The 15903-nt window shown below is 36.7% G+C and carries 9 protein-coding genes; 5 read left to right on the top strand and 4 right to left on the bottom strand.

What is annotated here, in order from left to right:
- The first annotated feature begins 36 nt into the window (after positions 1-36).
- From AACZ30_RS08700 to thrC, 4 genes are all read left to right on the top strand, one after another.
- Entirely contained in the window at positions 37-1500 is a 1464-nt protein-coding gene (locus AACZ30_RS08700; protein WP_339648864.1) for a magnesium chelatase, read from the top strand.
- A 331-nt stretch (positions 1501-1831) separates the two neighbouring features.
- Positions 1832-4279: a bifunctional aspartate kinase/homoserine dehydrogenase I gene (gene thrA / locus AACZ30_RS08695; RefSeq protein ID WP_339648863.1), complete on the top strand. Its 2448-nt coding sequence runs from the start codon at positions 1832-1834 to the stop codon at positions 4277-4279.
- Positions 4280-4282: 3 nt separating this feature from the next.
- Positions 4283-5206 (top strand): homoserine kinase, encoded by a 924-nt coding sequence (locus tag AACZ30_RS08690; RefSeq protein WP_339648861.1) that lies wholly within the window; start codon positions 4283-4285, stop codon positions 5204-5206.
- Between the two features lie 95 nt (positions 5207-5301).
- On the top strand, positions 5302-6597 hold the full coding sequence (gene thrC / locus AACZ30_RS08685) for a threonine synthase (RefSeq protein ID WP_339648860.1): 1296 nt from the start codon (positions 5302-5304) through the stop codon (positions 6595-6597).
- A gap of 145 nt (positions 6598-6742) precedes the next feature.
- On the opposite strand, the gene AACZ30_RS08680 is transcribed toward thrC, so the two are convergent.
- Together AACZ30_RS08680 and AACZ30_RS08675 are read right to left on the bottom strand one after the other, a co-directional pair.
- Positions 6743-8227 (bottom strand): carboxypeptidase, encoded by a 1485-nt coding sequence (locus AACZ30_RS08680; RefSeq protein ID WP_339648859.1) that lies wholly within the window; start codon positions 8225-8227, stop codon positions 6743-6745.
- Between the two features lie 57 nt (positions 8228-8284).
- Entirely contained in the window at positions 8285-9955 is a 1671-nt protein-coding gene (locus AACZ30_RS08675; RefSeq protein WP_339648858.1) for an AarF/ABC1/UbiB kinase family protein, read from the bottom strand.
- 198 nt (positions 9956-10153) lie between these two features.
- Here AACZ30_RS08675 and AACZ30_RS08670 point away from each other — a divergent pair, with 198 nt between their 5' ends.
- Positions 10154-12400 carry a SulP family inorganic anion transporter gene (locus AACZ30_RS08670; RefSeq protein ID WP_339648856.1) on the top strand — a complete coding sequence of 749 codons (2247 nt, stop codon included), beginning with the start codon at positions 10154-10156 and terminating at the stop codon, positions 12398-12400.
- Here AACZ30_RS08670 and AACZ30_RS08665 read toward each other — a convergent pair.
- Positions 12397-14400 carry a cation:proton antiporter gene (locus AACZ30_RS08665; protein WP_339648855.1) on the bottom strand — a complete coding sequence of 668 codons (2004 nt, stop codon included), beginning with the start codon at positions 14398-14400 and terminating at the stop codon, positions 12397-12399. The genes AACZ30_RS08670 and AACZ30_RS08665 overlap by 4 nt on opposite strands.
- Before the next feature lie 111 nt (positions 14401-14511).
- Positions 14512-15903, bottom strand: a 1392-nt coding sequence (locus tag AACZ30_RS08660; protein ID WP_339648854.1) for a peptidase M61, incomplete at its 5' end; no start/stop codon positions are given.

Genomic DNA, 15903 nt, shown 5'->3' with positions numbered 1-15903 from the left:
CATTCCGAATTTTAGATCAGAAATAAAATAACAAATATGAAAATAGAAAATATAAATACACTGGGAGAACTTAAAAAATCTGGATATAAAAGTCGCGGTATTAAGGAGGAACTCAGGGAAAATTTAATTGAAAAAATAAAGAAAAATGAACCTACTTTTCTAGGCATTCACGGTTATGAAGACAGTGTAATTCCTGAAATGGAACGCGCAATTTTGTCCCGTCATAATATTAACCTACTTGGGTTAAGAGGCCAGGCGAAAACCCGTCTCGCACGTTTAATGGTGAATTTACTGGATGAATACATGCCGGTGATTCAGGGTTCAGAAATTAACGACGATCCTTTAAATCCAATTTCCCGTTATGCTACAGAGTTAGTAAAAGAAAAAGGAGATGAAACCCCAATTAGCTGGGTACATAGAGAGGAACGATTTTTTGAAAAACTCGCTACACCAGATGTAACTGTGGCCGATCTTATTGGGGATGTAGACCCAATTAAAGCTGCAAATTTAAAATTAAGCTATGCCGATGATCGTGTAATCCACTTTGGGATGATTCCACGGGCCAATCGTAGTATTTTTGTGATCAATGAGTTACCCGATTTGCAGGCGCGAATCCAGGTAGCTTTGTTTAACATTCTTCAGGAAGGTGATATTCAAATTCGCGGCTTTAAATTAAGATTACCGCTAGACCTTCAGTTTGTATTTACCGCTAACCCCGAAGATTATACCAACCGAGGTAGTATTGTAACTCCTTTAAAAGATAGAATTGGCTCCCAAATTTTAACGCATTATCCAGATAGTATAAAGATTGCTAAAACAATTACCGCACAGGAAGCAAAACTGGATAAAAGACAAAGCGAATTGGTTCATGTACCAGAACTCGCTAAAGATCTTTTAGAACAAATTAGTTTTGAAGCTCGTGAAAGTGAATTTATAGATGAAAAAAGCGGAATTAGTGCCAGGCTTAGTATCACGGCTTATGAAAATCTATTAAGTACTGCAGAAAGGCGTTCATTGAAATCTGGAGACGATAAAACCTTGTTGAGGTTTGGAGACTTTCTGGGTGTAGTTCCTTCCATTACGGGAAAAGTAGAACTGGTTTATGAAGGGGAAGAAGAAGGTGCGGCAAGTGTTGCTCTTCAGCTAATTGGAGATTCAGTAAAAACTTTATTTCCGCAGTATTTTCCTAAGATAGAAAAGTTACAAAAGCCTGATGAAACCACGCCTTACGACGATTTGGTAGAATGGTTTTTTGAACAAAGCGGTTTTGAGTTACCCGATGATCTTTCTGATGCAGAATACAAAGAAAAACTGGATTCTGTAGCGCCTTTAAATGAACTGATTAAAAAATATCAACCGGAATTTTCAGAAAAAGATTCTTACTTTTTAAAAGAATTTTTGCTTTGGGCTTTGGTAGAATACAAGAAACTAAGCAAGCATCGTTTCGCCACCGGTGTTCAGTTTAAAGATCTCTACGGAAGTTATATAAGTGATCTTTAAGTAATTATTAAAATAAAACGAAAAAATGCTCGGTTAAATTATTAATCGGGTATTTTTTTTATTGAATAAAATGAAATTCATAATTCTGCCGGTAAATTGTCATTTTTGTTTTTATTACACTTAAAAATATATACTTTTATCACCAGAATAAGGTCAAAAATGAAGATTACAGAAAGCATAAATTTCGGCACTTCAAGAAGCGTTTTTAACGTGGGCATTTCTGGCATGACGATTATTCGTATTACCCCTTATGGGGTATAATTCTACATAGCACTTCCGTACACGCCTGTTTTTTTAAAACACAATCATTCTAATTTAACTAATTTGACTTATGAAAGTCCTAAAATTCGGAGGTACCTCTTTGGCCTCTCCAGAACGAATAAAACTCGTAGCTAAAACTGTTCAAAAACATTTAAAAGAAGATAAAAATCTGGTAGTTTTTTCCGCTTTTGGCGGTGTTACCAACGATTTGCTGGAAATGGCAGATCTCGCTTCCCGTGAAGATCTTGCATACAAAGAGATTCTTATAAAAAATGAAAAAAGACATCTAGAAGCCGTTCGTGAGTTGATTCCAGTAAACGCCCAAAGCAGTATTTTAAGTAAAGTAAAAACCGAACTTAATCGCCTGGAAACTTTGTATGAAGGTGTTTATTTACTCAACGAACTTTCTAATAAAACCCGCCACGTAGTTGCTGGTTTTGGGGAAGTTTTATCTTCTCTAATTATTGCTGAATATTTCAAAAATCTTGGCGTAAATTCTCAATATATAGATTCTCGTGAACTAATTGTTTGTAAAAACACCAATGAAAAAGTTCAGGTAAATTATGCGCAAACCAATGCGAATATTGAAAACTATTTTGAAACAAAAGATGCTTCGTTATATATCGCACCCGGTTTTGTTTCTCGCAATGAACAGGGCGTTCCCAGCACGCTTGGCCGTGGCGGCTCAGATTTTACTGCGGCGCTTTATGGTGCTGCTTTAGATGTAAAAGAAGTGCTTATTTATACCGATGTGAACGGAATGTACACCGCCAATCCGCAAATTGTGCCACACGCATATCCGCTAAAGGATATTTCTTACCAGGAAGCGATGGAATTATCACATTTTGGTGCTAAAGTCCTTTATCCGCCAACGCTTCAACCTTTGCTGGATAAACAAATAAATATCTTAATAAAAAACACTTTTAAACCAGAAGAAACCGGAACCCTTATTTCCAAATCTTCCGATAAGAATTTTCGTTGGGTTACCGGGATAACGCATATAGATTCTATAAAACTTCTAAATATTGAAGGCAGCGGAATGGTGGGGATTCCAGGCTTTTCCAAAAGATTTTTTGAGGTGCTTTTTCAGGAAAACATCAATGTAGTTTTAATCACGCAAGCCTCTTCTGAACATAGTATCTGTATCGCCGTAAAAGATGATGAAGCTCAACTCGCTAAAGAAGCTTTAGATGAAGCTTTTGAGGTTGAAATTCAGTATAAAAAAATAAAACCGGTAGAAATTGAAGATAATGTTGCTATTGTAGCACTTGTAGGGGATAGGATGAAGAGTCACCACGGGTTAAGCGGAAAAATGTTTAGTGCCCTGGGTAACAATAACATCAATATTCGGGCAATCGCCCAGGGATCTTCTGAAAGGAATATTTCTGCGGTTATTTCTAAAAAAGATGTAAAAAAAGCGCTTAATACCTTACACGAACAATTCTTTGAAGTGCCTTCTAAAGAGCTTAACTTGTTTATTACCGGTGTTGGAAATGTGGGTAGTAAACTACTAAACCAATTGAAGAAGCAGGAAAAATTCTTATTGGAAAAACTTCGTTTAAAAGTTAGGGTTCACGGCCTATCTAATTCCCGAAAAATGCTTTTTGATGAAAATGGGATTGATCTAGAAAACTGGGAAGCAGCTCTTGAAAAAGGAGAAAAAGCAGATAAGGCTGAATTCTTTAAAAAAGTGGACGAATTTAATTTACGAAACAGCATTTTTGTAGATAATACGGCAAGTCCAGATATTTCAGCCTGGTATAAAGAATATTTAGCAAATTCGGTTTCGGTGGTAACCTGTAATAAAATTGCCTGTGCAGATAGTTTTGAAAACTACCAGGAATTACAAAACCTGGCCCGGGAATATGGTGCTTCATTTTTATATGAAACCAACGTGGGAGCCGGTTTGCCTATTATAGATACGTTAAAAAACCTGGTTGCTTCGGGAGACAGGGTTACTAAAATTCAGGCCGTACTTTCTGGTAGTCTAAACTTTGTATTCAATACCTATAAAGCTAAAGATCCTTTCTATAAAACTGTAGAAATGGCAATGAAAGAAGGTTATACAGAACCAGATCCTAAAATAGATTTAAGTGGTGTAGACGTTGCACGTAAAATTTTGATCCTTGCCCGCGAAAGTGGTTATGAAATGGAGCTTGAAGATATTGAAAGTGAAGATTTCTTATCTAAAGAAAGTTTGGCAACCACTAATAATGAAGATTTTTTCGAATTACTGAAAAAAGATGAACCAAAATTTCAGGAAATCTATAGATCGGCAGAAGAAAAAGGAGAACAATTAAAATACGTGGCGCAACTGGAAGACGGAAAAGCTGTGGTAGGACTACAATCGGTAGATTCTCAGCATCCATTTTATAATTTGAGTGGTAGCGATAACATCGTGTTATTCTTCACAGAGCGTTATCCTGAACAACCTTTAATTGTAAAAGGAGCCGGTGCAGGAGCCGAGGTTACCGCTTCAGGGATATTTGCCGATGTAATAAGAATAGGAAAGAAATAGGTGATGGATAAAATAAAACTATTTGCACCGGCAACGGTGGCTAACCTTTCTTGCGGATTTGACGTGTTAGGCTGTTGTTTAGACGGCGTTGGTGACGAGATGATTATTTCAAAAAATTCAGAACAAAAACTTAGAATCACTAAAATCACCGGCCAGGATTTACCTTTAGAGGTTGAGGAAAACGTGGCCGGGGTTGCGGCAAATGCTATGCTTGCCGAATTAAATGAAAAACAGGGTTTTGATATTGAAATAAAGAAAAATATTAAAGCCGGGAGTGGAATTGGTAGTAGCGCAGCTAGCGCTGCAGGCGCCGTTTTCGGAATTAATAAATTGCTTGGTGAACCTTTTTCAGCAAATCAATTAATAAAATTTGCAATGGAAGGGGAACGTCTTGCAAGCGGCAATGCTCACGCCGATAATGTAGCCCCGGCACTCCTGGGCGGTTTTACCCTGGTGAAAAGCTACGAACCTCTGGAGATAATTAGCTTACCTGGTTTACCTGAATTAAGAATGTTGATATTGCATCCGTTAATCGAATTAAAAACCCGTGATTCAAGGTCGGTAATTAGGCAAAATGTAGAATTAAAAAAAGCAATTAGCCAATGGGGGAATTTAGCAGCACTTGTAAGTGCGCTTTATACCCAGGATTATGAACTTTTAGGCCGAAGTTTAAAAGATGAGATTATAGAACCGGTGCGGTCTATTTTAATTCCGTATTTCGATGAACTTAAAAATTTGGCTGCAGGCAATGGCGCCCTTGGTTTTGGGATTTCTGGGTCGGGACCTTCAGTTTTTGCTATGTGCAAAGGTGATACGGTAGCCGAAAAAGTAAAAGCCGAATTCCAGGAATTTTACCAGGATAAAAATATAGATTTCGACCTGCATTTATCTAAAATTAATCCCGAAGGCATAAAAATACTATCATAATGAAACCAGCGTGATGCTGGACCCTGAAATTAGCACTAAAAGGAGCATTGTAATTAGCTCTTACGAAAACTTAAATGGGGATAAAATTTATACAGATGAAATACATTAGTTTAAACGATAAAAATCATAAAGTTTCCTTTGAAGATGCAGTTGTTCGCGGACTTGCACCGGGAAAAGCACTCTATTTTCCTGAAAAAATCCCTACTTTATCTAAAGATTTTTTTCAGAATTTAGGAGAACTATCCAAAGAGGAAATTGCTTTTGAAGCGATAAAACCATTTGTAGGTGAAGAAATTGATAAAAACGGACTTCAGGAAATCCTGAAAAAAACTTTAGACTTTGAATTTCCGGTAGTTCCAATTTCAGAAAATACAGGAACGCTTGAATTATTTCATGGGCCAACGCTGGCATTTAAAGATGTAGGTGCAGGCTTTATGGCGGGTTGCCTGGGGCATTTTGTAAAGAAAGGAAATCTTGGGAAAATCACAGTTTTAGTAGCTACGTCGGGAGATACCGGGGGCGCGGTAGCTAATGGATTTTTAGGTGTTGAAGGAATAGATGTAGTAATCCTATACCCTAAAGGGAAAGTAAGTGAAATCCAGGAAAAACAACTTACCACCCTTGGCCAGAATATCACTGCATTAGAAGTAAATGGAAATTTTGACGATTGCCAGGATATGGTTAAGAAAGCATTTTCAGATACTGAAATCAGTGAAAAACGCCAACTAACTTCAGCTAACTCCATTAATGTTGCGCGATGGTTACCACAAATGTTTTATTACTTTTTTGCATATAAGCAATTAACTGAAAAACAGGAGAAACTCGTTTTCTCAGTACCAAGTGGGAATTTTGGAAATATTTGTGCGGGAATGTTAGCTAAAAAAATGGAGCTTCCCATAGACCATTTTATAGCTTCTAATAACGAAAATAATGTAGTGACACGTTATTTGAAATCTAAAGAATACACTCCAAAACCGAGCGTACAGACTATTTCTAACGCGATGGATGTTGGAAATCCCAGTAATTTTGTAAGAATCCTGGAATTGTTCAATAATGAATTTGAACCGCTATCAAATCAACTTTCTTCTTTTAGTTATTCTGATGAAGAAACCAGAAAGGCCATAAAACAAGTAAAGGAAAAGTATAACTATGTAATGGACCCACATGGGGCAGTTGGTTATCTTGGGCTTCAGGAATTTTTAGCCGAAAACCCCGACTATTACGGTACATTTTTAGAAACTGCACATCCGGTAAAATTCCTGGAAACTGTAGAGGAAGTCATTGGAGAAAAAGTGGAAATTCCGGTTTCCATTAAAGAAGCGATGAATAAAGAGAAAAAAGCTTTCAATATCTCAGATTATGATGAATTGAAAGCTTATTTGATGCAATAGTTAAGAAAGAAAATTTTTGGGAAGGATTATCTGAATTTCGTCATTCTGAATTTATTTCAGAATCTAAGTTGAAGTAGATATTAGACCCTGAAACGAGTTCAGGGTGACGTTAGATGAACAATTCTTCCCAAACTATTTATTGCAATTAATACTTAGCAGGAGCGCCTTCTTTTGGAAGACTGTTTTCTATAAACTCCCGAATATCTTCATTGGCATTTTTAAGATCCTCTGCTCGCAGATACATCATATGCCCGCTTTCGTAGCCTTTAAAACTAAGTCGGTCTTTCATTTTACCGCTTGGGTCTAATTGCCACATCGTGTATTTTGCATTAAAATAGGTAGTAGCGCCATCAAAATAACCCGATTGAATCATTACATCTAAATTAGGATTTTGCGCCATTGCCTGCCTCAAATTCTCACCGCTATTATCACCACTGCGATCCCAGGGATGCACGGGACCGAACATATAATATTTCAAATCTGTTTCAAAATTAAGGTCCTGCCTCAGGTAATGATTTATGGCGGGAGTAAACGAGTGTAACCAGGAAGTAAGCTCAGCATTATAATCGGGGGAATCTCCGGCTTCTTTGGCGTCTATTCCAAGATATCTGGAATCCAGTCTCCCAACGGTTACGCCATCTTTTCGCTTTAATTCTTTCCAGAAAAAACGATAATCTACATCAAGATTATTCTGAAGAATTACTTCTTTAGAAATTCCTGAATAATAAGCCATTTTCTCGGCTGCTTCCTCTTTTTTTGCAGTTTCACTAAAACCGCCTTTTACAAGAACCGGTGTTAATTCATTTATAGTATAATTTTCTACTTCTTCCAGCAAATCTTCCAATTCTTTATTCTGAAGTTCTGCGGGTAAAGCATCATGATACCAGGCTGCGGCTGCAAAATACGGTAGCCTGTTAGCTATGCCCACCGGGCCATCGCGATCTATGCCAATTTCGGTTGGAGACACTAAAATTACTCCGTTAAGGTACATCCACTGGCTGTTTTGTAATTCAAGAGCTAAACCTGAAACACGGGTAGTTCCATAGCTTTCTCCAATAAGATATTTTGGCGATAACCAGCGTTCATTTCTGCTTACAAAAGTATTCAGCCATTCGGCTAAATATTTAATATCAGCTTGAACGCCAAAGAACTTTTCCCTGTCTACTTTTCCATCTTCATCTGGAATAGGGCGGGAGTAGCCGGTGTTCACCGGGTTCACGTAAACAATATCTGCAACATCTAAAATTGAATGAGGATTTTCCTTAATTCCATAAGGCTGAATTGGATATCCTTCATCATCAATTTTTAACACTCGTGGGCCTGTATAGGCAACGTGCATCCAAACAGAAGCAGAGCCCGGCCCGCCATTAAACGAAATAACCAAGGGCCTGTTTTCGGTATTTTTTACATCGCTTCTTTTATAATAGGTATAAAATAAACTGGCAATTGGTTCACCATCATTATTCCAAAGTGGCTGCATGCCCGTAGTGGCCGTATAATCTATATTTTTTGAATTAATAGTCACCGAATGATTTGTAGTGACCGTAGTATCTACCGGAATTTCAACTTTCTGGCTCCAGGCCGTAGTTATAAAAACAAGTAAAAAAAGAGGGGTAAAGATGTTTTTCATGTGGTTCTAATTTTTAGAACCGAAAAATACACTGAAATACACAATTCCCCAAACAGGCTAATCTTTATTATTGAGATTTTCGTCCCGAAAAATAATGATATAACTAAGAATAATGCCTCCAACTGCTGCGAGTAAGAAGAAAATCATAGCAAGACCTGGGTAACCAAAAATTGTAAAATCTGAAGGAACCTGCATAAGCATTGAAGCACCAATAATCATTGCTGCTATAATTAGGCCCAGGGTGATACGATTGGCTACTTTTTGAAAACCATCGGTAACCCGTTGTTCATCTATGGCATCAATCTTAATTTTAAATTCATTTTCAGATAAATTCTTTGAGATCGTATTTAAACGATCGGGTAAGTATTCCAGAAATTTCTTTGAAGCTAATACCGAAGAGAAAAAGTTTTCAGGCTTTAATTCTTCATACATCTTATCTCGCATTATCTTGGTAGAATGTCTTTTAATGGCATCTCTAAGATCAAATTCTGGATCTAAGACCGCGATTATCTGATCCATATTTAAAAGAATTTTTCCAAGAATATTTACTTCTACAGGGAGGTGAATTCCGCTTTCGGCTGCAAGCCTGTTTAATTGAATAAGAAGCCGACCGGTTTGCATATCTTTAGCCGTACTATGCTCGCTATCCATAATAATATCAGAAATGGTCTTTTTGAAGAATTTAAGGTTGGCATCTTCTGTAACCTCACTCATACTTAATAGAACACGAGCGGTTTCTTCTCCATTATTATTACTAATAGCTAATAAAAGTTCTAAAATATATTGTTTAATTCCCGGGCTAAACTTGGCAACCATCCCAAGATCTATCAGGGCAATTTTATCATCTTTTGTAAATTGAATATTCCCGGGGTGTGGATCGGCGTGAACAAACCCATCATTAATTACTTGTTGCAAATAGGCTTTAACCAGTTCATCTACAAGGGGCGAATAATCTACTTCAATTTGTTTAAGTGGAGATATTGAAGTGATCTTTCTGCCTTCAATATATTCCATGGTAAGGACTTTAGCTGCCGAATAGTCCTGAATAGGTTGCGGTACAATTAAATATTTAAAATCCTTTAAATTGTCTCCAAGGGTAATTAAATTCTGTGCTTCACGATGGTAATCTAACTCCTGGAGTAGAATACGCCTAAGTTCGGTTAAAACATCATCAAAGGCATATTTTTGGGCGGTTGCACTGTGTTTTACAGCCAGCTCTGCCAGTTCTTTTAAGGTATCTAAATCTGAAAGGAATTGTTTTTTAATTCCTGGTCTTTGAATTTTTACCGCAACCGGTTTTCCCGATCTTAAAGTAGCCCTATGTACCTGCCCTATGGAAGCACTGGCCAAAGGTTCTTCATCAAAACTATCAAAAGCTTTAGAAATCCTGGTACCTATTTCTTCTTCTACAATGCGATGAACTTCTTCGTAAGGAATAGGAGGAACATCATCCTGTAAAGTGGCTAAAGCCTTTAAATAAGCATCTGGAAGAAGGTCTGGACGGGTAGAAAGCAGCTGGCCCATTTTAATATAGGTAGGCCCCATATTTTTTAGGTCTTCTACCAGTTCATCTGGACTTTGATCGTATGAATTCTGTGAATTATCTGAATCTGATTTTTCATCCATTGCCTGCGACGCGGTATTGGCAAATAGATCGCTGTTCCAGTATTTTAGCATAAAGCCTATAAATTTCTGGTAACGCAAAAGATCGTCGGGAAGTACAGACATAAGATTATTGGTTGTTAGGTTATTTAGTTTTTTAAAGATATCTATTTAAAATTATAACACCAATATGTACCGAAAAGCAGTCCGTTTTTTTGGTATTATTTAAGAAACCTTTTTAATGTTTTACAGAAATTAGTTGGTTAACCGCTAAATTTCCTATTTTCAGCATTTAATTTTAATCTTTTTTCATACTTAAAATTAATGGGCAAAAATGGCAATTTTAATTTCAGGGAAAAGGTAGATCAGGCTGCTTTAAGCAAACCCTTATTCTCCCGAATGGATAAAGATATTCCTTCCAGTATTGTAGTGTTTCTTGTAGCCCTTCCTTTGTGCCTGGGAATAGCACTTGCAAGCGGTGCTCCTTTGGTTTCCGGATTAATATCGGGTATTATTGGCGGAATTGTAATAGGAAGCGTAAGCCATTCATCGGTAAGTGTTAGTGGTCCTGCTGCCAGTTTAACTGCGGTGGTTTTAGCTTCTATAGCTTCTCTTGGAAGTTTTGATGTGTTCTTAATGGCGGTTGTTCTTGGTAGAATTTTTCAGTTTATCCTGGGAATTCTTAAAGCCGGACTTATAGCCGATTATATGCCTTCCAATATTATTAAAGGCCTACTTGCAGCGATTGGAATTATTTTAATCATCGCTCAGCTTCCTTATGCCGTTGGATTTATACAAGATTCAGGAGCAAATTTTGGAGCACGAGATAACCTTCTGGAACAGGCTATTGCTATGTTTAAAAACTTTTTTTACTCTCTGCACCCCGGCGCAGTAGTTTTGTCTATAATTTCACTAGCAATCATTATTTTCTGGGAGAAAAGTCCGCTTAAGAATTTTAAGCTTTTGCCACCTTCGTTAATTGTGGTAATTCTTGGCGTGTTTTTAAATTTACTTTTCAAGTATATAGCTCCCGTACTCCATTTAAGTGAAAAATACCTGGTGAATATTCCAAAAATAGATCGTGTAAGCGAACTTGTAACCTTCCCAGATTTTAATTCTATCACTAACCCTGAAGTTTGGGGTGTGGCAATTACAATTACACTTATCGCCTCTATAGCCAGTTTATTAGCTATTGAAGCTGCAGATGAAATAGACCCGCATAAGCGGAAAACGCCTCCAAACCGGGAATTGGTAGCCCAGGGAGTTGGAAATACCATAGCCGGATTGGTAGGAGGTATTCCATTAACATCAGTCATTGTGCGAAGCTCGGTAAATATTAATGCCGGAGCCGAAACCAAACTTTCCACAATTTTACACGGAATTTTCCTGCTTTTAAGCGTTTTGTTTTTAAGTTCCATTTTAAATCTTATTCCGCTTTCCAGCCTTGCCGTAATTTTATTGGTAGTGGGTTATAAACTGGCTTCCTGGGATGTGATTAGCACGATGTATAAAAAAGGATGGAACCAGTTTATTCCTTTTGTTGTTACGGTTGTGGCCATTATTTTAACCGATTTATTGATCGGGATTTTTATTGGCTCCCTGGTTAGTATTTTCTTCTTACTCCGCAGCAATTATCACAACGCATTTTTTATTGAAAATACCAAAATATTCAAGGGAGAAACCATACGGTTAGAGCTTTCTAACGAAGTTTCATTTTTTAATAAAGCTTCAATTAAAAACAGTTTATGGAATGTGCCGCAGAATTCTAACGTGATTATTGATGCTACTTTCTCCAGTTATATAGATCACGATATCCTGGAGATCTTTGAAGATTTTAAAACCACTTTTGCCGAAGAAAATAATATTAACGTTAGTATTATAGGTCTTAAAGACAAATATTCTGCAGGGAAAGAATTAGATTTTGTTCGGGAGGATATTGAAGAATCTAAAGAAAGATCTACACCGCAGGAAATCCTGGATTATTTAAAGGAGGGAAATTCAAGATACGTAGATGGAAAATTGGTTTCCAGACGCCTTCGGAATAAAGAATTAATGGATTTTATTAATTCGCCGCCACTTGCCACAGTGGTAAACTGTATAGATTTAAGGGAACCTTTAAATGTTATGATGAATACCGGGATTGGAGATTTAATTCCCATTAGAGCGGCCGGAAATCTTGTAGATAGTCATATTATTAAGAGTATTGATATTGCCTGTAAACAACAGGGTGCACGTTTTATCCTACTTATGGGAAATTCGTCGAATAAAATTTACCTGAAAGCTTTAAATGAATATATGCAACACGGCTACAAGGATCCTGATTCCCTTATTGCTGAAGCATTAAAAGCGCAACAAATTCCGAATAAATTTGAAGAAAAAGATTTACATATTTATGCCGATCTTATTACGCGATGGAGTATTAAAGAATCAAAAAAGCGAATTATAAAGGAAAATCCATATTTAAGGGAACGAATATCACAGGGTAAATTAGGACTCGCCACTGCATTCTTTAACCGGGAAAACGGAAAAATTGAATTCTCTGAATTATATGATTCCGCAACAGTTTCCTAATACGAAAGCGCCTCGTTTAGCCTGTTTATGTTTAACGGATTTCCAAAAATATATAATAAGTCTCCCTGTTTAATTTTAGTGTCCGGGAGAATTTCAGTAATATATTGAGTATCTCTTTTTATGGCCAGTACAGTAACTCTAAAATTCTTACCAATTCCGGAAGTTTGAATACTTTTTCCAACAATATCCCTGTTATTCTGCTGTACACTTAAGGTTACAATTTCCCGGTTTGGGATATGTAAATGCTGTAATGAAGGTTTATGCGGCCTTCCTTTTACTGAAGTTAACATCTCATAATCTGACGAACGAATACTGGCAGTAAAATCCATTATTTCGTTATAAGGCACCAGGTATTTTTTAAGCACCCGGTTAAAAATTTCTATAGAAGTCTCAAATTCCTCAGGAATTACTTCATCGGCTCCCAGTTTAATATTTTCTTCAATTTCCCTAACATAACGAGTTCTTACAATAATAAAAGCTGTTTTAGAATATAAACGTACGTTACTTATAATTTTTTTTGTAGCTCCCGGGTCAGAAATTGCAATTACAATAACCCTTGCTTCCTGGACGTGAAGATGTTTTAGAATTAAGGAGTTGGTTGCATCTCCAAAAATAATAGGTTCATTATTATTTTTCGCTTTTTTAAAAGTTACAGGATCGGTATCTAAGATAACATAAGGAATTTCAGCGTTTCGGGCGGCTTTCGCAATATTTTCACCATTAATTCCGTAGCCAATAATAATTAAATGATCGTCCAGTTTCTTAGGTTCATCGGTTTCTTCAGTAGTCTTAAGTTTATTTAAACTTTCCAGTCTATGTCTTACGGAAGAAGGCACCCTGGCTTTAAGTATTGAATAAGTAATCTTTGGCGCTGCCGCAATTAGAAAAGGGGTAAGCCCCATGGTTATTATTGAAATCGCTAAAAAATATTGATAAACACTATCTGGTATAATATTATTATCTAAACCAACTCCAGAAAGCAATAAGGAGAATTCACCTACCTGAAATAAACTAAATAAACTTAATAAAACTGTTCTCGGCGGATATTTAAGCAACAAAACCGTAGCACCCACTACTAGCATTTTTAAAAATACTACGCCAATAACCAGTAAAAGAATCATTAAAATATTATTGATAAAAAATTCTAAATTCAGGAGAGAACCAACCGAGATAAAAAAGAAACTGATAAAAATCTCTCTAAATGGCAAAACGTTTACTGTGGCCTGATGACTGTATTCAGATTCAGAAATAATAAGTCCTGCGAAAAAAGCACCTAAAGCAAGAGATAATCCCACCGAAGAAGTGAGCCAGGCAATAGCAAAACAAAAAACTACAGTAGTTAATATAAAAAGTTCTTTGCTTTTGGTTTTAACCACCATACTAAAAATTCGGGGTACAATATATCGAGCCAGTAAATAAATAACCACGCCAACACCTACAATTTTAAGAATAAGAATTAGCAGGGTAGTAAGGAGATCGCCGCCATCACCTGCTAATATTGGGGTGAGCAACATCATGGGAACTACAATTATATCCTGGAAAATTAAAATTCCAAGAGCAACCCGGCCGTGCGGGGCGGTAATTTCCCCACGTTCCTGGATGAGTTTTAAAACTATTGCGGTACTACTTAAAGAGAACAAAAATCCTAGAAAAACTGCCGAATTTAAAGGTAAACCGAAAAAATAAGCAACGATAGTAGTGAATAGAATGGTCCCACCTACCTGGAGCCCACCGCCAATTAAGACTGTATTTTTCATTGAAATAAGCTCTTTTATAGAGAGCTCAATTCCAATAACAAAAAGCAGGAAAATAATACCAATTTCTGATAGTAATTCTACCTCGTGAGAAGAACTTATAAGGTTAAAGGCGTGTGGGCCTGCAATTATACCAGCGAGAAGAAATCCCAGGATTGATGGCACTTTTATCTTTTGGAATAAAAGAATTATCAAAATTGAGAGTCCCAGAATAATAACAATATCCTGCAAAATAGGAATTTCCATAAATTAATCTTCAAGTTGGTTAGGTCTTCCAATTTAAAAGATAAAACCCGATTATGGAAATAAAAAAGCGGCGGGAATTCCCGCCGCTGAAAATACTTAAATTAAAATCTATTAACCTTTTAACCAAGCATTTCTAAGTTTTACTTCTTTGCTGCTTTCGGGCAGATCTTTTTCGGTTATTGTAGTATCGGTATCAGTGGGTTGGGCAGTAGTAGCTGTAAGTTCTACCTCTTCGCCGTCTCGCATTACTACAAAACTCACTTCTTCACCTTCTTCCCAGGATTCAGCTTTCATAATTAGATTATAAACATTCTGAATATTATATTCTTCGCCGTTTACCGTTTTGATTATATCACCACCTTTTACACCAAGTTCCTGTAAAAACGAGTTGAACTGAATATTTTCTCTAAAAAACAATTCACCTTTAGCAGGATCACCATCTATGTAAGGCGTTTGTCCTTTAATAAAATAGCCGGTATTAATTTCGGTTTCACTTTCTTCAAGTCCTACTTTGGTAAAAAAAGCGTTGTAGGGAATTGGTGTTGTTCCGCTAACATAGGTTTCCAGGAAAGTTCTAATTTCGGGATAAGTAAGTTCAACAATATCATCAAATAATTCTTCATCTTCAAAAGGCTTATCCATTCCATATCTATCGCTAAGGGCTTTCATAAGGTCCAGAATTCCCATTTCGCCATCGCTTAATTCCCTTAACCGAATATCTAAAGCCATCCCGATTAGGGCTCCTTTTTGATATACGTTGTAATAACTGTCTTTATAAGGATCTTCCAGGATGTTTTGGCTCATTTCGGTAAATGGCATCGTGTCGTCAAACTGTTGCGCCGATTTTATTTTATCTGAAATTCTATCGTAAAAATCCTGTTTCTCTATAAGCTCCTGGTTTATTTGGAAGAGGTTCGCGAAATATTCGGTAACGCCTTCATACATCCATAAATGCTGAGACATTTTAGGATCGTTATAATCAAAATAATGAATTTCTTTTGAATGAACATTTAAGGGAGTAAGTATGTGGAAAAATTCGTGAGAAACCACATCGGTCATTGTTTTTTGTAATTGTTCAGGCTGCATAGCTTCTGGAAGCACAACTACGGTAGAAGTGTGATGTTCTAACGCACCAAAACCGCGGGCATCCTGTTTTTCACTATCTGAAAGATATAACAGAATTGCATACTTGCCGGTGTTATCTACTTCTCCTAAAAAGCGTTTTTGTGCGCTAATCATCTCTTCAATTCCCGGTTTTATACTTTTTGAAGAATATTTTTTATTAGGAGAATATACATTAATGAGCACTTCCATACCTTCTACCATAAAACTTGTGGTATCTGGTTTAGCGTACATAATTGGGTTGTCTATAACTTCAAAATATCGGCCCAGAGAATAAATATCTTCTTTAAATGCCATATCTTCTGAGGCTGCAACCGTTTTGCTTAAAGCTGTACCGGGAATTAAACCTTGTGGTCTTTTAATTAGAAGCCGGTAAGGTTC

The organism is uncultured Salegentibacter sp. (genome assembly GCF_963972535.1).
Lineage (GTDB): Bacteria > Bacteroidota > Bacteroidia > Flavobacteriales > Flavobacteriaceae > Salegentibacter.
This window is presented reverse-complemented; position numbering and strand designations above follow the sequence as displayed.

Excerpts from the sequence above, each read along its gene's own strand:
- thrC (WP_339648860.1), top strand. The coding sequence starts at position 5,302 with ATGAAATACATTAGTTTAAACGATAAAAATCATAAAGTTTCCTTTGAA.
- AACZ30_RS08675 (WP_339648858.1), bottom strand. The coding sequence starts at position 9,955 with ATGTCTGTACTTCCCGACGATCTTTTGCGTTACCAGAAATTTATAGGC.
- AACZ30_RS08690 (WP_339648861.1), top strand. The coding sequence starts at position 4,283 with ATGGATAAAATAAAACTATTTGCACCGGCAACGGTGGCTAACCTTTCT.
- AACZ30_RS08665 (WP_339648855.1), bottom strand. The coding sequence starts at position 14,400 with ATGGAAATTCCTATTTTGCAGGATATTGTTATTATTCTGGGACTCTCA.
- thrA (WP_339648863.1), top strand. The coding sequence starts at position 1,832 with ATGAAAGTCCTAAAATTCGGAGGTACCTCTTTGGCCTCTCCAGAACGA.
- AACZ30_RS08680 (WP_339648859.1), bottom strand. The coding sequence starts at position 8,227 with ATGAAAAACATCTTTACCCCTCTTTTTTTACTTGTTTTTATAACTACG.
- AACZ30_RS08670 (WP_339648856.1), top strand. The coding sequence starts at position 10,154 with ATGGGCAAAAATGGCAATTTTAATTTCAGGGAAAAGGTAGATCAGGCT.
- AACZ30_RS08700 (WP_339648864.1), top strand. The coding sequence starts at position 37 with ATGAAAATAGAAAATATAAATACACTGGGAGAACTTAAAAAATCTGGA.